Origin of the sequence: Haloactinomyces albus, from assembly GCF_031458135.1 — a bacterium.
Taxonomy (GTDB): domain Bacteria; phylum Actinomycetota; class Actinomycetes; order Mycobacteriales; family Pseudonocardiaceae; genus Haloactinomyces; species Haloactinomyces albus.
In genome coordinates this window covers 3,618,212-3,638,773 of sequence record NZ_JAVDXW010000001.1, presented here as the reverse complement: position 1 = coordinate 3,638,773, position 20,562 = coordinate 3,618,212, and the positions used below count along the sequence as shown (strand labels likewise).

Here is a 20,562-nt window from a genome sequence, read left to right as displayed (position 1 = left end):
GCAAGATCCTCTCATCCGCTCCGGCCGCGGGCGTCCAACCATGCCTGCAGGATCTCCACCGCAGCCGCCTGGTCGACCACGGCCCGCTTGCGCTTGCCGCGCACGCCCCGTTCGGTGAGCACGCGACTGGCGGTGACGGTGGTGAGCCGCTCGTCACTGAACCGAACCGGAACCGGTGACACTCTCGACGCAAGCGCCTCGGCATAGGACTGCGCCGCCTCGGCAGCGCTCCCGTGCCTGTCGGCCAAGGTTTTCGGCAGCCCGACCACGACCTCGACAACCTCGTACTCGGTGACGAGTTCTGCGAGCCGGGCCAGATCCGTACTCCCGGCTTCATCACGTTTCAGGGTAACCAGCGGGGTGGCCAGCACGGGGCTCGGATCGCTCACGGCGATCCCCACCCGTACCGCCCCCACGTCCACGGCCAGTCGCCGCCCGGGGCCCGCATCGGCCGATTCATCCGGATGGTGCGGCCCCACCGATTCCCGACCGCGGGCCGGTTCCCGACTGTGGTCAGTCACCCGTGCGCCACCACCTGCTCGAGTTCCCGGCGCAGCGCACCGACCGCCGCAGTGATCCCGGCCGGTTCCGAACCACCGCCTTGGGCCATGTCGGCCTTGCCGCCACCACGACCACCGACGTGTTCGGCGAAGGACGGCACGAGCTTGCCCGCCGCGAGACCGCGGTCCTGCGCGTCGCGATTCACCGCGACCACGAAGCTCACCTTCGACGATTCCGGATCCGCCGAGAACAGCGCCACCACACAGGGCCGCGAGGCGAAACGCCCGCGGACCTCCCCGGTCAGTGCGCGCAACGAGTTGCCGTCCACCCCGTCCGGTACCTGCTCGGCGACCAGGCTGACGCCGTTGACATCGACACTGCGCCCGGCCAACTCACCCGCCGACTGCAGGACCTGGGCGACACGGAGCTGCTGCAGCTCCTTCTCGGCGTTGCGCAGCCGGGTGACCATGCCCTCGATGCGATCCGGCAGGTCCTCGGCACGCACCTTGAACTGCTCGGTGAGCTGGTTGACCAGCATGTGCTCCTTGCTGATGTAGCGCATCGCGTCCATGCCGACCAGTGCCTCGACCCGGTGCACTCCCGAGCCGACCGAGGAGTCCGAAACGAGCTTGACCACGCCGAGCTGAGCGATGCTGCCGACGTGAGTACCGCCGCACAGCTCACGCGAGTAGTCGCCCATGTCGACCACGCGGACCTGGTCACCGTATTTCTCGCCGAACAACGCGACCGCGCCGAGCTCCATCGCACGGTCCATCGTCGTGTTGTAGGCCTGTACCTCGACATCGTTTTGCAGGTACTCGTTGACTTCCTCCTCGACACCGGACATCACCGGAGCCGAGACCGCCGAGGGCGCGGTGAAGTCGAACCGCATGCGGCCGGGGGAGTTCAGTGAGCCCGCCTGGGCGGCTCGCTTGCCATAGGCACTGCGGACGGCCGCGTGCACGAGGTGGGTCGCCGAGTGCGACCGGGCAATGGCGCGGCGCCGATCCACATCCACCCCGGCTTCGAGCTTGGTGTCCACACCGACCTCACCGGCGACGACCCGCGCACGGTGCGCGAACAGTCCCGGCACCGCGCGCTGCACATCGGTGACCTCGAGCTCCACCCCGGGACCGACCAACCGTCCGGTGTCGGCGATCTGGCCACCGCCCTCGGCGTAGAACGGTGTGCGGTCCAGGATCAGCTCGACCTCACTACCCTCTCCCGCAGCGGGCACCGGTGCCCCGTTGACCAGCAGACCGAGTACGCGGCTCTGCGCCTGCAAATCGGTGTAGCCGATGAACTCGGTGGTTCCGTGCTCGTCCAGCAGCGAGCGGTAGGTGGACGTGTCGGCGTGCGCGGTCTTGCGCGCCCTGGCGTCCTCCTTGGCTCGCCTGCGCTGCTCGCTCATCAGGTCCCGGAAACCCTGCTCGTCCACCGACAACCCCTGTTCGGCGGCCATCTCCAGGGTCAGATCGATCGGGAAACCGTAGGTGTCGTGCAGCTGGAACGCCTTCGAGCCGGGCAGTTGCGTACTCCCGGCCCTGCGCGTCTCGGTGGCCGCCATGTCGAAGATCTTCGACCCGGCCGACAGCGTGGCCAGGAATGCTTCTTCCTCATTGCGCATCACCGAGTCGATGCGCTCGAACTCGGTGGTCAGCTCGGGATAGCTCGGTGCCATCGCATCGCGGACGACCTGGGCGAACTCGCCGAGCACCGGCTCGTGCACGCCCAGCAGGCGCGTCGAACGCACGATCCGGCGCAGCAGCCTGCGCAGCACGTAGCCCCGGGTCTCGTTGCTCGGGGTCACCCCGTCGGAGACCAGGAGCACGCCCGTGCGCGCGTGGTCGGCGATGACCCGGAAGCGCACGTCGTCGTTCGGATCGGCACCATAGCGACGCCCCGAAAGCTCCTCGGCCATGTTGATGACCGGGCGGACGAGGTCGGTCTCGTAGACGTTCTCCACACCCTGCAGCAGGCAGGCGACCCGTTCCACTCCCATACCGGTGTCGATGTTCTGCGCGGGCAGTGGACCGAGAACCGAGAAATCGCTCTTGCCTGGACCGGTGCTCTCTCCGCGCTGGTCCTGCATGAAGACCAGGTTCCAGATCTCGATGTAGCGACTCTCGTCGACGAGCGGACCGCCCTCCTGGCCGTAGGCGGGGCCGCGGTCGTAGTAGATCTCCGAGGAGGGACCGCATGGCCCCGGCACGTTCATCGACCAGAAGTTGTCGTCCATCCCGCGCCGCTGAATGCGTTCGGCAGGAAGCCCGGCCACCTTGTTCCACAGCCGGGCGGCCTCGTCGTCGTTGTTGTAGACGGTGACCCAGATCCGGTCGGGTTCGAGACCATAGCCACCGGAGTCCTGCGAGGCGGTGATCAGCTGCCAGGCGTGCTCGATGGCTCCTTCCTTGAAGTAGTCACCGAAGGAGAAGTTGCCCGCCATCTGGAAGAAGGTGTTGTGGCGGGTGGTCTTGCCGACCTCGTCGATGTCGGCGGTGCGGACGCACTTCTGGATGCTCGTGGCCCGCGGGTACGGCGCGGGGACCTCTCCCAGAAAGTACGGCTTGAACTGCACCATCCCGGCATTGACGAACAGCAGGTTCGGATCGTCCAGGATGAGCGAGGCACTCGGGACGACCGTGTGACCGGTGTTGCGGAAGTGCTCGATGAAGCGGTTGTTGATCTCGTGGGTCTGCACGATGGTGTCCTTTGCAAGGATGCGGACGGCCGGTCTCGATCTCGGCGAGACGCCTGTGGGCGGTTGCCCGCGTGTTCGCGCGGAACCCTCAGCGCCCCGCCCGGCGAGCTCGCCGGGCCGCCGGACGACCGCCGTCGCCGCCCGACTGCGTTTCGCTCGATCCTGTCCCGTTGGGCCAGAGCGTGCCGCCGAACTCCATCCGGCGCTGGCGGCGCCCGGTGTCCACGCCACTGCGTTCGGTGACGCTCTCGTGAAGCTCGCGCTCCCGCTCGGTCATACCGGCACGCACTTCGGCGCCGAACGAGCCGACCGCCCCGGCCAACTCGCGTACCGCACTGCCGAGCTGGTCGGCCATTCCCTCCGGCGTGGCTTTGCGCGCCGTCTCCCCGACCTTGCGGCTCAGGGCGACCCCGGCGGCGACACCGGCACCGAACCAGAACAAGCGCCTCACTTGCGACCCCCCTTACCTCGGCGGGAGTGCTTGCCCGCAGGCTCGTCCTTACGCTTGCGGCGAGCACGCAAGGCTTTGCTCACGCCGTAGGAGAAAGCGGCTGCCTTCACCAACGGGCCACCCAGTGTAGCGGTGAACAGCGAGGACAACGCAGAGGCGTTGCCACTGACCGCCTTGGCGTTCGCCGTGATGCCGTCGACCCGTTCCAACTGGGTGTTGACGTGGGTCAGCGTGGTGTTCGCACCGGTGAACAGAGGATCGGAGTTCTCGTGCGCCTTGCGGATCGCGTTGGTCGCCTCGTCCAGCGTGCGGCCGAGTTTGATCAGCGGAATCGCCAACAGTACGACCAGTAGCACGAACGCGCCCGCTGCGACCAGCGCGGCGATCTGCGTGGGCGTCACGTGCCCTCCCGGGTTCCACATGGTTGTTGCGCCACTGACGCCGACACACCGGCCTCAGTGTGATGATCCCGGTCAGGCTACCGCGTCCTCGACGCAACAACGTGCACGGCTGGCTGGTCGCCTTCGATAGGACCACCCCTCGAAGCGACGGGCGCCAATTTCTCGCGAAATTGCCCGCCGATCAGGCGCTCACCGGGGTGCTCGGCCCGGTGCCGTCCAACATCCCCACGACGTTGCGGGCGGCCAGCACGGCCATCGCGGTACGCGTCTCGGTCGTGGCCGACCCCAGGTGCGGCACCACCACCACGTTGTCCAGATCGAGCAGATCGGGTTCGACCTTCGGTTCGTGCTCGAACACGTCCAGCGCCGCACCGGCGATGGACCGCCTCCCCAACGCGCGGGCGAGGGCCTGCTCGTCGACCACCGGGCCGCGGCTGGTGTTGATCAGCACCGCCGAGGGCTTCATCCGTTCCAGCACCTTCTCGTCGACGAGGTGACGGGTGGCCTCTGTCAGCGGGCAGTGCAGGGACACCGCATCGGCCTCGTCCAGAAGCTGCTCCAGGGGCAGGTAGCGGGCCCCGAGCGCGGCCGCCACGTCGGGGTCCGCGCGGCTGCGGCCGGTGTAGGCGATCTCCATGCCGAAGGCGCGGGCTCGGTGGGCCACCGCCTGCCCGATCCGGCCGAGCCCGACGATGCCGAGCGTCTTGCCCTGCAGGCCGGTGCCGAGCATGAACGACATATGCCAGGACCAGGGCGTCTCCGAGCGCAGCAGCCGCTCGCCTTCACCCAGGCGCCGGGTGAGCATCAGCAGCAGGCCGAGAGTCAGATCGGCCGTGGCATCGACGAGCACGCCGGGAGTATTGGTGACGGTGACACCACGCTGGGCAAGAGCATCGACATCGACGTTGTCGTAGCCGACCGCGACGTTGGCCACGACCTGCAACCGAGAGCCCGCAGCGTCGGCCACAGCACCGTCGATGCGGTCGTGCACCATCGTCACGATCGCATGTGCCCCCCGGACGGCCTCGTGCAACTCGGAGGTCCGCAACGGCCGTTCCTGCTCGCAAACATGGACCTCCCCCACCTCGCGCAGCAGGTCCAATGCCGGTTCCGGAACCGAGCGGGTCACCACGATCCGCCACTCCACCAGTTGCCTCCTTCGTCTCACGTGCACTCGCGCGGGTCGAACTCGCTGCGCGGCGATCGCGCCCGTTCCGCACTTGCGGACGACTCCCGTCGTGTCCGTTCGCCCCTCGGGGTGCGGCCGAGCGTATCCGGACTCATTCCGTATCCGATGCCTGCCCGCGCACGATGTCGCGCAACTTCGGCAGCCGTTCACCGAGCGCTCGTTCGGTACCACGGCCGCTGGGCTCGTAGTAGTTCCTGCCGACCAGTTCGTCCGGTGGGTACTGCTGCGCCAGCACACCTTCGGGCCTGCTGTGGGGGTACCGGTAACCCTGCGCGTTCCCCAGCCTGCTCGCGCCCGCGTAGTGGCCGTCCCGCAGATGCGCGGGCACTGCTCCCGCCTTGCCCGCACGCACGTCGTCCAGCGCCGCATCCACCGCAGTGATCACGGCGTTCGACTTGGGAGCCGTGGCCAGGTGGACGGTCGCCTGCGCCAGCGTGAGACGCCCCTCGGGCATCCCGATGAATTGCACGGCCTGACTGGCCGCCACCGCAGTCTGCAGTGCCGTGGGATCGGCCATGCCGACATCCTCGCTGGCGTGCACGACGAGACGGCGGGCGATGAACCGCGGATCCTCGCCCGCCTCGACCATGCGGGCCAGATAGTGCAGCGCCGCGTCCACGTCCGAACCGCGGATCGACTTGATGAACGCGCTGACCACGTCGTAGTGCTGGTCGCCGTCGCGGTCGTAGCGCACGGCCGCCTTGTCGACCGTGGCCTCGACCGTGGCCAGGTCGATCACCTCGGCTCCGGTGGAACCCGCGGCCTCCGCCGCTGCCTCCAGCGCCGTCAGAGCACGGCGAGCGTCCCCGCCTGCGAGCGCGACCAGATGCGCCTCGGCGTCCTCGGCAAGGCGGAAAGCTCCCCGCAGACCACGTTCCTCGGTCATCGCCCGGCGCACCAGCTCGCGGACATCCGCATCGTCCAGGCTGCGCAGCTGCAGCACCAACGACCGCGACAGCAGCGGAGAGACCACGGAGAAGAACGGGTTCTCGGTGGTCGCCGCGACCAGGAGCACGGTCCGGTCCTCCACCGCACCGAGCAACGCGTCCTGCTGAGTCTTGGAGAAGCGGTGGACCTCGTCGATGAACAGCACCGTGGCCTCACCGGAGCGGCCGAGCCGCCGCCGGGCTTCCTCGATGACCGCACGAACTTCCTTGACTCCGGACGACAGGGCCGACAGTGCGGCGAAACGCCGTCCGGTGGCCCGGGACACCAGGCCGGCCAGTGTCGTCTTGCCCGTACCGGGCGGCCCGTGCAGCAGGACCGAGGCCGGGGCCGCGCCCTCCACCAGCCTGCGCAGCGGCGCTCCGGGACCGAGCAGCTCGTCCTGACCGACCACCTCATCCAGGGACCGCGGCCGCATCCGCACCGGCAGTGGCGCATTCTCGGCAAGTCGTTCGCCCGCACGATCGTCGACCTCGGCGCCGAACAGGTCCGTCTCGGACGAATCCCCACCGGGCGATTGCCCACCGAACAGGTCGCTGTCGAACAGGCCGTCACTCACGCGCCCGACGCTACCCGCCGACCCCGACAGTTCCTACTGCCGGAGCCTCCAACTCGGATGAGCGGGCATGGCCACCTCCACCGCGCAGGCACTTCTGCGACGCTGGGCGACCCAGTTCTCGACGGCCTGCTCGCAGGCACGGTCGAGGTGACGCACCGAACTCAGATCGACGTGCGCGCGGCTGGTCAGCGGTAGCTGCTCCAGGTGGTCCAGCAGATGAGGCAGGCGCAGGAACGTGGCGTTGCCGCCGATCTCGATCTGGATATGGTCCTCGGAGTGGCTGGAGTGAATCGACAGCCGCGACATCTCCCACGCGCTCTTGACGATCGCGACGGCAATCCCGGTCAGCGTGCCCACCAGCAGGTCGGTGAGCACGATCAGCACGGCGGTCAGGACCAGCACGAACGCCTCGGAGCGGTGGGTGCGTACCAGCTCCGCCACGTGGCGGACCGCGATCAGCTTCCAGCCTGCGTGGAGCAGCAGCGCCGCCAGCGCCGCACTGGGGAGGTAGGACAGGACGCCCGGCAACAGGACCACGAACAGCAACATCCACACGCCGTGCAGGACCCGCGAGAGCTTGGTGCGCGCACCCGCTCGCAGGTTCGTCGAACTGCGCACGATCACCGCCGTCAGCGGCAGTGCACCGAGCAGGCCACAGACCGTGTTACCAGCGCCCTGGGCCATCAACTCCTTGTTGTACCGGGTCTTCGCACCGTCGTGCATCCGATCGATCCCGGCGGCACTGAACAGGCTCTCGCACGAGGCGATCAGCGCGAAGGTCAGGATCGCGCCGAGCACGGCCGTGTCGGCCAGCCCCTCGAAAGCACCGAACGAGGGGACGTCGATCGCTTCGAACAGTGCTCCGATCTCGATCGTGCTCAGCGGCAGACCGGACACGGAGGCGACCAGGCCTGCGGCCACCACGGCGACCAGTGCCGCGGGCACCATCCGAATGCGCTGGGGCAGTCGATTCCAGAGTCCCATGACCACCAAGGTGAAGACGGTGATGCTCAGCCCGCTGAGACCGACCGGCGTACTCACCATCGCGGTGGCCAACGCCGGGATACCCGCGATCTTCCCGGCAGTGCTCATGGGCTGTTCGAATCCACCGGCCGGGTAGATCTGGCCCAGCAGGAGCACCACGCCGATCCCGGCGAGCATTCCCTGCACCACCGACGGGGAGATGGCCCGAAACCAAGTGCCGAGCCTGCTCATCGCCAGCAGCATCTGCAGCAGGCCCGCGCCGAGCACGATGACACCGAGCATGGCCAGGCCCTGCTCGGCCACCGTCGAGGACACCAGCACGGTCAGGCCGGCGGCGGGGCCACTGACCTGCATGGTGCTTCCGGGCAGGAAGCCGACCACCAGGCCACCGACCACACCAGTGATGATGCCCAGTTCGGCGGGCACGCCCGAGGCGACGGCAATACCGATGCACAACGGCAGCGCCACCAGGAACACCACGAAAGACGCAGCCACATCGGCAGCGAGGCTTTCCTTGGTGAATCCCCTCGTGAACCACGGTCGACGACCGTGGGCCTCCGCTGCGGGGGGTGATTCGAGTCGCGTTGTCACGATTGACTCCCTGAGATCGGGAAAGGCCGTCCGCACATGCCTCCGAGCGCGTTCACGGCCTGGTGGGCTCGCTACGCAAAGCTCTGTGTGCAGGCAGTGCCCTGCCCTCGTCGCCGAGCGAGTCCGTCCACCTACCGGCACCTCCGGAGAATTCGAATGCACGTTGCTTTTCGGACACCCGCCAACGGCAGGCCGGATCGCAGGTACGACCATCGAAATTCCGTACGCACGGTATCCGATGATCACTTCATCGGCACAGGACGCGGATCCTGCATCCGGTGCCGCACCGTGCGGATTCCATCACCCATTCGGACGACAATTTTTAACTCGAATGAATTATCGAAGAAAAGAATTCGGGCGCACGAGCATCGACGATGAAATTCCGCCGCGCGCTCCACCCGGATCCGTTACCGCATCGGTCGGAAACAATTCACTCGTTGTTCACGGCAAAGTGGTTCGCAACGCCCGGTCACGGACACGGACAGTCGCGTCAACGAAATGCCGGATAGGTGCGCAGCTCGAGCGCACCGGAGCCGAAGCGCTCCACGAGCGCCTCCACCACCCTGCTCGCGTACTCGGCGACCTCGGAAACTCCCACGGATTCGGCGTCGGTACGCAACCGCTGCCACCGGTCGGCAAGAGCCGTGCTACGCCGAGGTGAGGGCATGTGGGCGGCAATCGGCGTATCGGACTGCCCGGAGCGGGGGAGGAACCACCACGTCGAAACCCACACCCAGAGCATCTGGGCGTCGAAGAGCCTCGGCCCGAGCACCTCGTCCTCGTCCAGATCCGGCCATACCTCGACAACCTCCGAGCGCCAGGTCGCGAGCATGCTCTCAGCCAGGCTTTCCGGCATCGCATACGAGCACCACGACGACGGGAACGGGAACTGGAGATAGGCGGCGTCCAGCGCGATATCACGCACACAGGCCCACTCGAAATCCAGGAAGCGGACCCCGTTGCCGGTCACCAGACTGTTGTCCGGGCAGATATCCGAGGGGCTGAAAGAGCGGTACTTCCCGGGCCCGAGCAGTTGCGCCGCCCCGGCCAACCGGTCGGTCACGGCTTGCGGCGTCGTCACACCGAGCGTCTGCTCGAGCAGTTCCGGCAACTCCGAGAGCGCTTGCCGGATATCGTCGGCGACCGGGTCCGTCCAGGAAGTCGCACCGATCCTGCGCATCAGCGCGTCGAAGTCGGCCTCGCGGCCCGCCATCGTCGTGTGCAGCCGCCCCAGCGACCTCGCCCAGGCGAGCAGGGCCCGCTCGGCCGCCCGGGGATCGTCGGCGAACAGGACATCGGCCAGCGTCGAGCCGCGCCCGAGATCCTCCAGCACCAGCAATCGCCGGTCACTGTCCTGGGCGATCAGCTCCGGACCGACACGGATCTCGGGTGGAAGGGCGGTGGCCAACTGGCAACTCGCGGCCTCGTGCGCGAACGGATCGGAACGCTCCCCCGAGGGCGAAGGAGCCCCGTAGTGCTTGACCACGAGCGTGCGCGGGAGTTCGAACGGAGTTTCGGCGACTCGTACCCGCATGACGACCGAACGGTCGCTACCACCGAGATCCTCGGCGTCGGCGAGCCGGACCGGTGCACCCGTCCTGCTGGCGAGCACGGATTCCGCAGTACCGACGGTGTCGGTCACTTCCGAGCTCGCGGGGACACGAACCTCCGGCGGGCCGGTGGTGATTTCCACGCTCATCGTCTCCAGACCCTACCGCTCTCACACGGTTTCGAACCGCGCTCACGCGATTTCGGATCGACCTCACCGGTCAAGTGACACACGACCGGCCATCACTTGCACACACGCGGTGTCGACGGCGCGCACACCGTCCCCTCCCTACGGGTACGCCGACACGAACGAGTCGGCAACCTCCAAGCGTGCACACTATTCATCCAACGGTGCTACAACCGGGCATCAACCGAAGCGCACGCCGGTGGGGCGAGCAGCACGCACGCGCTGCTCGCCTCGATTCAGCCCTGCTTTTCCACCATGCCCTGTGGTTCGACCGAGATGCTGTCCGCGGGACCGGCAGCGGGCTTGGCATCCACACCGGCCTCCTTGCGCTGCTCGGCCGTGATCGGAGCGGGTGCACCGGTCAACGGGTCGAAACCGCCTCCGCTCTTGGGGAAAGCGATCACCTCTCGCAACGAATCGGCATCGGCGAGCAGCATGCAGATCCGGTCCCAACCGAAGGCGACACCACCGTGCGGCGGGGGGCCGTACTTGAAGGCCTCCAGCAGAAACCCGAACTTGTCCTTGGCTTGCTCCTCCGAGATCCCCAGCACGTCGAAGACTCGCTCCTGCATCTCCGGCCGGTGGATACGGACCGAGCCGCCACCGATCTCGTTGCCGTTGCACACGAGATCGTAAGCACTGGCGATCGCGTTCTCGGGGTCCTGGTCGAAACTGTCCGCCCACTCGGGGTTCGGCGCGGTGAACGGGTGGTGCACAGCCGTCCAACGGCTGGATCCCACCGTGACGTCGTCGGTGTCGGCCACCGATTCGAACATGGGGGCGTCCACGACCCACACGAAGGACCAGGCGTGCTGATCGACCAGGCCGCAGTGGTCGGCGATCTCCAGCCGTACCGCGCCCAGCAGAGCCCGCGAGGACGAACGTGGACCTGCGGCGAAGAACACACAGTCACCGGGGGACGCGCTCACGGTTTTGGCGAGACCGTCGCGCTCGCTGTCGGACAGGTTCTTGGCGACCGGGCCGGACAGCGTGCCGTCCTCACCCACGAGCACATAGGCGAGCCCCTTGGCACCACGCTGCTTGGCCCACTCCTGCCAGGCATCCAGCTGCCTGCGCGGCTGGTCGGCACCGCCGGGCATGACCACCGCGCCGACATACGGGGCCTGGAAGACCCGGAACGGCGTGTCCCGGAAGTAGTCGGTGAGTTCGGTGAGTTCGACGCCGAAACGCAGGTCGGGCTTGTCCGTCCCGTACCGGGCCATCGCGTCGGCATAGCTGATGCGCGAGATCGGCCGTTCGATCTCGTGGTCGGCGAGCTCACGCCACAGCGACGTGATGACCTGCTCGCTCACCTCGATGACGTCCTCCTGGTCGACGAAACTCATCTCGAGGTCGAGCTGGGTGAACTCCGGTTGCCGGTCGGCCCGGAAGTCCTCGTCCCGGTAACAGCGAGCGATCTGGAAGTAGCGCTCCAGCCCACCGACCATCAGCAACTGCTTGAACAGTTGCGGTGACTGTGGGAGCGCATACCAACTGCCCGGCTGCAGCCGTGCCGGGATCAGGAAGTCGCGCGCGCCCTCCGGGGTGGAGCGGGTCATCGTCGGAGTCTCGACCTCGATGAACTCACGGTCGTGCAGCACCTGCCGCGCGATCCGATTGACCTCGCTGCGCATCCGGATGGTCCGGGCAGGTCCCGGACGCCGCAGGTCGAGATACCGGTACCGCAGCCGGACCTCCTCGCTGGTCTCCAGATGCTCGTCCAGCGGAAACGGCAGCGGCGCGGACTCCGAGAGCACCTCCAGGTCGGTCACGGTGATCTCGACCTCGCCCGTACCGATCTCGGGATTCTCGTTGCCCGCGGGCCTACGGACGACCTCTCCGGTGATGCGAATGCAGAACTCGGCGCGCAGCCGGTGCGCGCGCTCGGCCATCTCGCCCTCGCGGAAAACAACCTGCGCGACGCCGGAGGCATCCCGCAGATCGATGAAGATCACTCCTCCGTGATCACGGCGACGCGCCACCCAGCCACTCAGGGTGACGGACTGCCCGGCATGACCGGTGCGGAGTGATCCGGCCTCGTGCGTGCGCATCACGGGTATTGATCTCCTCTTCGATGGAAGCGACGGGAAGGGCCTTCCTGCACACCTGCTGCCGGTACGCCCTTCCGATGCGGGAGGCCACCCAGGTTATCCAATGTCGCCACCGCACCGTCCAGCAGGTTTCCCACACCGGCGGCGTGCACCACCGAAACCGAACCGGCACGGACTCCACCGCAGGAGCGAACCGGGGACGGCACGGGTACGAACGGGCGACGAGTACGGGCTCCGACCGGAGTAAGGAACCGCAATTTTTCGTACTCCTCGGCAATTTACCGGGACCATCCGACCTCGGCCCTTTCCGGAAAACGGCCGGGGTCGCCCGCGCACCGAGGGCGACTCGTATACCGAGGACATCCCCGATACGGACGCAGGGGCACGGAGCATCGTGGCAAAGAATCGCCATTTCTCCGTCATCGTTGCACCTGCGAGATGAATTCATTTAACGTCTGTGACAAAACAGACAAACACGAGGAGTAACAATGGCCGGTCCGGAGCCAGGAATGCCGCCGACTGCGCCGAGCGCGGGCAATGCGCGATCGCACCCGAATCCCACCCAACTGTCGAGACTCCTGCGCACCGGGCCGTTCGAGGAGGCACTGCGCACCGCGATCCGGAGCAGCCGACTCAGTCTCGAGCGCATCCAGCACCGCCTGAACTCCCGAGGTACCCCCGTCAGCATCACCGCATTGAGCTACTGGCAATCCGGCCGCCGCCGCCCCGAACGACCGGAGTCCCTGCTGGCCCTGCAACAACTCGAAAACGTCCTGGGAGTGCCCGACGGCGCGCTTTCGGCGCTGCTGGGCCCGCCACGGCCACGCGGACGCACCCGAGGGACCGGGGACACGCCACCGCTGACCAGTCTGTGGTCGGACAGCGCCTCCGCAGTGGAACTGCTCGCCCAGGTCGACACCAGCCACGACAGCAACCTCACCCGGCTCAGCCAGCACGACGTGGTCCACATCGACGGTGACGGCGCCCAGGTCAAGGCGCGCATGCGCCAACTCGTCCAAGCGGAGCGCAACGGCGTCGATCGCTGGGTGACGGTCTTCGACAGCGAGGGAACCGATGTGACCCCGCCGACCATCCGTGCGCTGCGCTCCTGTCGACTCGGTCGGGTCCGCACCGACCACGACCGAGGAGTGGTGGTCGCGGAGTTGCTGTTCGATCGCACGCTCGAACGCGGCGAGACGGTACTCATGGAGTACGAGGTGGTTCCCGCACCCGAGAGCCTCCGCAACAGGAATCAGGACCACACCTACTCTCGTCGGTTCCGCCTGCCCATCCGGGAGTACTTGCTCGAGCTGCAGTTCGACCCAGACAGACCGCCGCTGAACTGCGAAAGCTACGTGGCTCACCCGGACGGCCAGGAAATCGACAGGCCCAAACCACTCACGGTGGACCAGTACGGCCGCACGCACGCCGTCGTACTCGACCTCGGCCAGGCTTCGTTCTGTGCCCGATGGGAACCGGCCACAGCACCCTCGTCCGGTCCTCGATCCGCCGAAGCCGTAGTACCACCACGTCTGACCGAACCGGGCATCCACGCCCGCTGAGAACCGATCTCGGGCTCATTCCGCCTCACGGGCCGGTGGCGGCAAGGCGGTGCTACTCATCGGACTCGGCTCCCCGGTCGCCGAACACCCGCTGCTGGACACCTTCGGCGATCGCCAGTTCCGCGGACTCCACCAGTACGTACACCGCCGCGGCGAGCAACGGAGCCAGTGACCACACCAGCGGCTCGACAAGCCACCTGCCCGCAGCGTAGGCGACCGCGAGCGAGACAGCCACCGAGAGGAGATTCGCCGCCGTCCCCAGCAGCATGACCTCCGCAGGATGGGTGCGTGGCCTGCGGCGGAAGCCGTTCGAGGCCACGGCCTCGATCACCGAGACGGCGACCACGGCACCCAACGCGAACAGCATCACCTCGAACGCCGAAGGGCTGCCGTGAAACGTCCCCAGCATCCCGTAGGTCGTGGTGATCATCACGGAAAAGCCGAACGCGGAACTGTTGTTGACGATCGAGGTCATCAGGCCGCGGCGATACCGGTCCTTGGCTTCCGGGGGAGGCCGGGACAACGAACGCTCCTTTCGTCAGCCCAGGCTGGTCACGAACCTGGCCACGTCGTCGGACCGAAGAGTCTGGGCCATTCGACCCTGCGGCGCCAGCGAGGCGAGCCGATACAACGGCCGTTCGGCAGCCGCGTCACCCCGTGCCTCCGACTTCAACTGCGCCACCAGCAGATCCGAGAGCACCAGTGCGCGGGTATCACCGATACTCGCCAGCGCATCGGCCAGCCGCCGCAGCGAGTAGACCCCGAGCTCCTTGCCGCCGGTCCCGGCATACATGGCCACGGCGATGTTGAGCGCCTTGCCCTTCGGCGGGCCGCTCACCAGCAGGCTCACCGTCCGCATCCCTCGCAGGTCGGTGACCAGCACATCCATTCTCCGCGCAGTGCGCAGGTCGACCACGCGCGTACCGAAAGCACGAGCCGCGAGCTCGGTACCGCGCAACCAGTACGTCTTGCGGGAGTCACCATAAGCCAGCAGCAACAGCGGCAGGGCAAGGACGCCACCGGTGATGAAGAACCCGAGGGGACCGAAGAACAGACCGACGATCCCGCCACAAGCGGCACCGACCACCACCGCCGCGAGAGCAACATTGCGGGCACGCTTGCGGATCGCGGCACGCTCGAGCAGGTCGAGCGAAACGGCCTCCTCATCGGTCATCGCGCGAGTTCCGCCCGGACCTCGTCGGTGACCGAGTCCACTCCGACCGTGCGCTGCTCGCCGCTCGCCAGCTCCTTGAGCTGCACCGTACCGGACTCCAGGTCACGCTCTCCGAGCACGAGCGCGACACGAGCTCCGGAGCGGTCGGCGGCCTTCATCGCTCCCTTGAGTCCCTTGCCGCCGTAGGCCATCTCGACACGGACGCCCGCGCGCCGCAGATCACCGGCCGTCTCGACCAGTCGCCGCTTGGCGGCCTCGCCCAGCGGGACGCAGTAGACGTCGCAGCGTGCCGGGTCGCCGGGAGTCAGGCCCTCGACCTCGCACGCCAGCAGGGTGCGGTCCAGTCCGAGCCCGAAGCCCACCCCGGACAGTTCGGCACCTCCCAGCTCGGCCATGAGCCCGTCGTAGCGGCCCCCACCGCCGATGCCGGACTGGGAGCCGAGTCCCTCGTGCACGAATTCGAAGGTGGTCTTGGTGTAGTAGTCGAGGCCGCGCACCAGCCACGGATTCTCGGTGAACGGCACTCCCAGGTCGGACAGGTGTCCTTTGACCTGTTCGTAGTGTTCCTTGGCCGACGCCGAGAGGTGGTCGACCATGAGCGGCGCGTCGGCCACCATCTCCCGAACCTCGGGGCGTTTGTCGTCCAGCACCCGCAGCGGATTGAGCTCGGCACGCCTGCGCGTCTCCTCGTCCAGCGGCAGCCCACGCAGGAACTCCTGGAGCTTGGCCCGGTACTCGGGGCGGCAACTGCTGTCCCCGAGCGAGGTGAGGTCGATACGGTGCCCGGTGATGCCGAGCCTGCGGTAGCCCTCATCGGCGATGGCGATCACCTCGGCGTCGAGCGCGGGGTCATCGACTCCGATCGCCTCGACACCGAGCTGCTGCAACTGCCGGTACCGGCCGGCCTGCGGCCGCTCGTACCGGAAGAACGCGCCGCTGTAGTAGAGCTTGAGGGGAAGCTGACCACGATCGAGACCGTGTTCGATCACGGACCGGATCACTCCCGCCGTGCCCTCCGGGCGCAGCGTGATCGAGCGTCCGCCCTGATCGGCGAAGGTGTACATCTCCTTGCTGACCACATCGGTCGACTCGCCGACACCCCGGGCGAACAGCGCGGTGTCCTCGAACAGCGGCAACTCGATGTAGCCGTAGCCGGCGCGGCGCACCGCCTCGGCGAGGGTCTCCCGCACGGCGACGAACCCCGCCGACTCCGGCGGGTAGTACTCGGGGATTCCCTTGGGGGCGTTGAAGGTAGTCATCAGTGGTGGTTCACAGTCCTCGTCACAGGCTGGGGTCGGAGTCGCCGACAGCGGGACCGCTGCTCGTGGAGGCCTCGACGAGGTCCTGCAGGAACGGGTTGCCCGCGCGCTCGCGACCGATGGTGGTGGTCGGTCCGTGGCCCGGCAGCACCACTGTCTCGTCCTCGAGCGGCAGCACGCTGTTGCGCAGTGTTTCCAGCATCCGCTCGTGGTCGCCGCCGGGCAGGTCGGTACGTCCGATGGCGCCGGGGAAGAGGGTGTCACCGGACAGCAGCAGCCGACCGCCCTCGTCACTCTCGGCGCCGAACATCACCGACCCGCCGGTATGGCCCGGGGCGTGCGTGACCTCGAAGCGGATCCCGGCCAGGTCCAGCTTCGCTCCATCGGTCAGTTCACGGACGTCGGGGGGAACGCTCACCTCCACCCCGTCGAAGAGCTGGCGGCCCTGCGGACCGAGGGCGGCTCCGGGGTCGGTGAGCATGTAGGCATCGGCCGGATGCACCCACGCCGGGATGTCGTGGGCCCGGCACAGGTCCGCCGCCGAGAAGACGTGGTCGAAGTGCCCGTGGGTGAGCAATACTGCGGCCGGCGTGAGCCGGTGCCTGCGGAGCCGTTCCGTCACGGACTCCACGGCGTCCTGACCCGGATCGACCACGACGCACTGCCCTCCCTCGGCCGGGGCGAGCACGTAGCAGTTCGCCTGCAGCTGTCCGACCGGGAAACCGACGACAAGCACGAAAGCGCTACCTTTCCTACCGGGAGCACGAGCATACGACCGGCCGCGCAGCCTTGTGAGCACGACCGGATCACTCCAGCACGCCCAGCTTAGCCGTGCGGTTACCGAGTTCGGTCACACAGTCCCCGTTTAGACTCCCGGCGACACCATCCACCCGCAACATCGACCAGCACCACCGGCCGGCGGTCGGCACGGCACAGTCCGGGCCGGACACGGCACGTCACCATGATCGCAGACTTCGGGGAGGAGCAGTTGCCCAGTAACGAGCAACGTCGCCAGGCTGCCAAGCGCAAACTAGAGCGGCAGTTGGCGCACCGGGCGGAACGAGCGAAGAGGCGCAGGACGATCGCGGTGACCGCGACCATCGTCGTGGTGGTCGCGGTCGTGGCAGGCGTCTTCTACTTCGCCAGGACCGGAGGGAGCGAGACGAAGGCCGCGGCACAGCAACCCGGATCGACGAAGAAGCCCGACATCACCATTCCGAGCACCACGGCACCGCCGCCATCACGCCCCACGCCGCTTCCCGACCCGGTTTCCTGTAAATATCGGCCCAACGGCGAACCGGCCAAACCGGTGCAGCCGCCCGCCGACGGCAAGGTATCCTCCACCGGGACCGTGCAAGCCACCATCGACACCAACCTCGGCAACATCCCGATCACCTTGGATCGGGCACTGGCTCCGTGCACGGTGAACAGCTTCGTCCACCTCGCCGAGCAGGGTTTCTACGACAACACCTCGTGCCATCGGCTCTCCACCCAAGGTCTGCAGATGCTGCAGTGCGGCGATCCTACCGGCAAGGGCACCGGAGGCCCCGGTTACGCATTCGATGACGAGACTTTCCCGCAGTTGAAGTACGGGCGCGGATATCTCGCGATGGCCAATTCAGGCCCGGACACCAACGGCAGCCAGTTCTTCATGGTTTACGGCACGGCGAAATTGCCGCCCAACTACACCGTGTTCGGCACGATCTCCGAAGAAGGCCTGAAGGTCGTCGACGAGGTTGCCCGCGCCGGCCACGACGGCGCCTTCAAGCGGGCCGGCGGCGGCCACCCAAACAAGAAGATCACCTTCAAGCAGGTCACGGTCAAGGCATGAGCCACGGCGGCCGCACGGGATTTCACTTCCGTGCGGCCGGTCCGTACGGGCCGCCCCACTCGCTACAGCCGTCGGATGCCGCGACCGTTCAGGCCGCCGAGGTCACGCGGTAGACGTCGTAGACGCCTTCGATGTTGCGGACGGCCTTCAGCACATGGCCGAGGTGCTTGGGCTCGCCCATCTCGAACGAGAAGCGGCTGACCGCCACCCGGTCGTTCGAGGTGGTCACCGACGCCGAGAGGATATTCACCCGTTCGTCGGCCAGAATCTTGGTCACGTCCGAGAGCAACCGGTGCCGGTCCAGTGCCTCGACCTGAATGGCCACCAGGAACACCGACGAGTTCGACGGGGCCCAGTGCACCTCCACCAGCCGTTCCGGGGACTTGCGCAGGTCATCGGCGTTGGTGCAGTCGGTGCGATGCACGCTGACGCCCCCGCCCCTGGTGACGAAGCCGAGAATCTCGTCACCGGGCACCGGCGTACAGCACTTCGCCAGCTTCGACCACACATTGGCCGTGTCCTCGACGACCACACCGGAGTCACCGGTGCTGCGCCTGCGCTCCAGCGTGGAGGGTGTGGCCCGCTCGGCGATCTCGTCCTCGGCCTGCTCCACCCCGCCGACCGAGGCGACCAGCCGCTGCACCACGTGATGGGCCGAAACCTGCCGCTCCCCCACCGCCGCATACAGCGCGGTCACGTCGACGTAGTGCAGCTCCTTGGCCACTGCCCCGATGGAGTCGGCCGAGACCAGCCGCTGCACCGGGAGTCCGAGCCTGCGGACTTCCTTGGCGATCGACTGCTTGCCGGACTCGATCGACTCCTCGCGGCGCTCCTTGGCGAACCACTGTTTGATCTTGGTCTTGGCCCGCGGGGAGGCGACGAACGACAGCCAGTCCCGACTCGGCCCCGAGCCCTCGGCCTTGGAGGTGAAGATCTCGACGACCTCACCGTTCTCCAGCTTGCGCTCCAGGGCGACCAGTCGGCCGTTGACGCGAGCACCGATACAGCGGTGCCCGACCTCGGTGTGCACGGTGTAGGCGAAGTCCACCGGTGTCGACCCCGACGGAAGTGTGATCACGTCGCCCTTGGGGGTGAACACGAAGATTTCCCGGGTGTTGAGGTCGTAGCGCAGCGATTCGAGGAACTCGCCGGGGTCGGCGGCTTCCCGCTGCCAGTCCAGCAGCTGGCGCATCCAGGCCATCTCGTCGACCTCGACCACGGCACCGCCGCCGTTGCGGCCCTTGGTCTCCTTGTAGCGCCAGTGCGCCGCAATGCCGTACTCGGCCGTACGGTGCATCTCCCGGGTGCGGATCTGCACCTCGAGTGGCTTGCCCTCCGGACCGATCACGGTGGTGTGCAGCGACTGGTACACCCCGAACCGGGGTTGGGCGATGTAGTCCTTGAACCTTCCGGGCATCGGCTGCCACAGCGCGTGCACCACGCCCATGGCCGCGTAGCAGTCGCGCACCTCGTCGACCAGAATGCGCACTCCGACCAGATCGTGAATGTCGTCGAAGTCGCGGCCCCGGACGATCATCTTCTGGTGGATCGAATAGTAGTGCTTGGGCCGCCCTTCCACCTTGGCCGACAGGTGCGCGGTATTCAGTTGACCGGACAGCTCGTCGGTCACGGTGCGCAGGTAGGTGTCCCGGGAGGGGGCACGATTGGCCACGAGGCGGACGATCTCGTCGTACTTCTTGGGCTGCAGGATGGCGAAGGCCAGATCTTCCAGCTCCCACTTGATCGTGGCCATCCCCAGCCGGTGCGCCAGCGGCGCGAGCACTTCCAGGGTTTCGCGAGCCTTGCGCACCTGCTTTTCGGGCGGCAGGAACCGCATGGTGCGCATGTTGTGCAGCCGGTCGGCCAGCTTGATGACGAGCACCCGCGGGTCACGCGCCATCGCGATGACCATCTTGCGGATGGTCTCGGCCTCCGCCGCCGCCCCCAGTTTGACCTTGTCCAGCTTGGTGACCCCGTCGACGAGGTGCGCGGTCTCCTCGCCGAAGTCCGCTTCCAGCCGCTCCAGCGGGTAGTCGGTGTCCTCCACCGTGTCGTGCAGGAGCGCGGCCACCAGCGTGGTGGTGTCCATGCCGAGCTCGCCGAGAATCGTGGCCACGGCCAGCGGATGTGTGATGTACGGGTCGCCGGACTTGCGCTGCTGGTGGCTGTGCTTGTCCTCGGCGACGTCATAGGCCCGCTGCAGCAACCCGAGGTCGGCCTGCGGGTGCATCTCCCGATGCACCCCGGCCAAGGGTTCGAGAACCTGCTTGACCTGCGCCGGGCGTTGGGCCGTGATCCGGCGGGCCAGACGCGCGCGCACACGCCGGGTCGCCGAGGCCGGACGAGGCGCAGTCGCCGACTCGGTCGCTGAAGCAGGAGACTCGACTTCTTGGCTCACCGCACGCTCCCGGGCACTGGGGGATACTGCCTGTCCCGGGTCCGGTGCTGTCGGGAAATCACCGTCAGGAAGTCACCATCGAGGAGTCCCTGCGCCAGGACCCGGACACCGAGCATAACGCTGCACGGCCAGCAACCCTTCCCGGGAGGGCCACCTCATCCGGGAAAGTCATGCGTGAGCGGAACCCTTCGCCCGCACAGACGGGACGAAAGTTCCGTTCACTCGGATAA

At 67.4% G+C, this 20,562-nt stretch carries 16 protein-coding genes; 2 read left to right on the top strand and 14 right to left on the bottom strand.

All coding sequences use genetic code 11. The features are described 5' to 3' along the window. Positions 1 to 11: 11 nt before the first annotated feature. The 9 genes from ruvX to aspS form a co-directional block, all read right to left on the bottom strand. The gene (ruvX, locus tag JOF55_RS17330) at positions 12 to 479 is read right to left on the bottom strand and encodes a Holliday junction resolvase RuvX (RefSeq protein ID WP_374727535.1); all 468 of its coding nucleotides are present in this window, start codon (positions 477 to 479) and stop codon (positions 12 to 14) included. A 38-nt stretch (positions 480 to 517) separates the two neighbouring features. After that, the gene (alaS, locus tag JOF55_RS17325; protein WP_310275513.1) at positions 518 to 3,202 is read right to left on the bottom strand and encodes an alanine--tRNA ligase; all 2,685 of its coding nucleotides are present in this window, start codon (positions 3,200 to 3,202) and stop codon (positions 518 to 520) included. A gap of 88 nt (positions 3,203 to 3,290) precedes the next feature. Next, positions 3,291 to 3,653, bottom strand: coding sequence for a hypothetical protein (locus JOF55_RS17320; RefSeq protein WP_310275511.1), 363 nt, complete (start codon positions 3,651 to 3,653; stop codon positions 3,291 to 3,293). Further along, positions 3,650 to 4,054, bottom strand: coding sequence for a DUF948 domain-containing protein (locus JOF55_RS17315; protein ID WP_310275509.1), 405 nt, complete (start codon positions 4,052 to 4,054; stop codon positions 3,650 to 3,652). The genes JOF55_RS17320 and JOF55_RS17315 overlap by 4 nt, the downstream gene beginning before the upstream one ends. Positions 4,055 to 4,235: 181 nt before the next feature. Next, positions 4,236 to 5,201, bottom strand: a complete 966-nt coding sequence (locus JOF55_RS17310; RefSeq protein WP_310275507.1) for a 2-hydroxyacid dehydrogenase — start codon at positions 5,199 to 5,201, stop codon at positions 4,236 to 4,238. A gap of 133 nt (positions 5,202 to 5,334) precedes the next feature. Further along, the gene (locus JOF55_RS17305; protein ID WP_310275505.1) at positions 5,335 to 6,747 is read right to left on the bottom strand and encodes a replication-associated recombination protein A; all 1,413 of its coding nucleotides are present in this window, start codon (positions 6,745 to 6,747) and stop codon (positions 5,335 to 5,337) included. Between the two features lie 33 nt (positions 6,748 to 6,780). Then, positions 6,781 to 8,322, bottom strand: coding sequence for a SulP family inorganic anion transporter (locus tag JOF55_RS17300; protein WP_310275503.1), 1,542 nt, complete (start codon positions 8,320 to 8,322; stop codon positions 6,781 to 6,783). Between the two features lie 490 nt (positions 8,323 to 8,812). After that, positions 8,813 to 10,021 (bottom strand): phosphotransferase family protein, encoded by a 1,209-nt coding sequence (locus tag JOF55_RS17295; protein ID WP_310275501.1) that lies wholly within the window; start codon positions 10,019 to 10,021, stop codon positions 8,813 to 8,815. 272 nt (positions 10,022 to 10,293) lie between these two features. Then, a complete protein-coding gene (gene aspS, locus JOF55_RS17290; protein WP_374727300.1) occupies positions 10,294 to 12,111 on the bottom strand; it encodes an aspartate--tRNA ligase in 1,818 nt (605 codons plus the stop codon). A gap of 485 nt (positions 12,112 to 12,596) precedes the next feature. Here aspS and JOF55_RS17285 point away from each other — a divergent pair, with 485 nt between their 5' ends. Beyond that, the gene (locus JOF55_RS17285; protein ID WP_310275499.1) at positions 12,597 to 13,670 is read left to right on the top strand and encodes a hypothetical protein; all 1,074 of its coding nucleotides are present in this window, start codon (positions 12,597 to 12,599) and stop codon (positions 13,668 to 13,670) included. 52 nt (positions 13,671 to 13,722) lie between these two features. On the opposite strand, the gene JOF55_RS17280 is transcribed toward JOF55_RS17285, so the two are convergent. The 4 genes from JOF55_RS17280 to JOF55_RS17265 are packed head-to-tail and all read right to left on the bottom strand — an operon-like array spanning position 13,723 to position 16,839. Beyond that, complete coding sequence (locus JOF55_RS17280) at positions 13,723 to 14,193, bottom strand: hypothetical protein (RefSeq protein ID WP_310275497.1); 471 nt, start codon at positions 14,191 to 14,193, stop codon at positions 13,723 to 13,725. 15 nt (positions 14,194 to 14,208) lie between these two features. Then, positions 14,209 to 14,844, bottom strand: a complete 636-nt coding sequence (locus JOF55_RS17275; RefSeq protein WP_310275494.1) for a hypothetical protein — start codon at positions 14,842 to 14,844, stop codon at positions 14,209 to 14,211. Continuing rightward, complete coding sequence (gene hisS / locus JOF55_RS17270) at positions 14,841 to 16,103, bottom strand: histidine--tRNA ligase (RefSeq protein ID WP_310275492.1); 1,263 nt, start codon at positions 16,101 to 16,103, stop codon at positions 14,841 to 14,843. The genes JOF55_RS17275 and hisS overlap by 4 nt, the downstream gene beginning before the upstream one ends. Positions 16,104 to 16,125: 22 nt before the next feature. Then, positions 16,126 to 16,839 carry an MBL fold metallo-hydrolase gene (locus JOF55_RS17265; protein WP_310275490.1) on the bottom strand — a complete coding sequence of 238 codons (714 nt, stop codon included), beginning with the start codon at positions 16,837 to 16,839 and terminating at the stop codon, positions 16,126 to 16,128. A 252-nt stretch (positions 16,840 to 17,091) separates the two neighbouring features. Between JOF55_RS17265 and JOF55_RS17260 the strand changes: the two genes are divergently transcribed. Continuing rightward, entirely contained in the window at positions 17,092 to 17,934 is an 843-nt protein-coding gene (locus tag JOF55_RS17260; RefSeq protein WP_374727534.1) for a peptidylprolyl isomerase, read from the top strand. Positions 17,935 to 18,022: 88 nt separating this feature from the next. Here the strand turns inward: JOF55_RS17260 and JOF55_RS17255 are convergent, their stop codons facing one another. Continuing rightward, positions 18,023 to 20,332, bottom strand: coding sequence for a RelA/SpoT family protein (locus tag JOF55_RS17255; protein ID WP_310275487.1), 2,310 nt, complete (start codon positions 20,330 to 20,332; stop codon positions 18,023 to 18,025). Positions 20,333 to 20,562 lie beyond the last annotated feature (230 nt).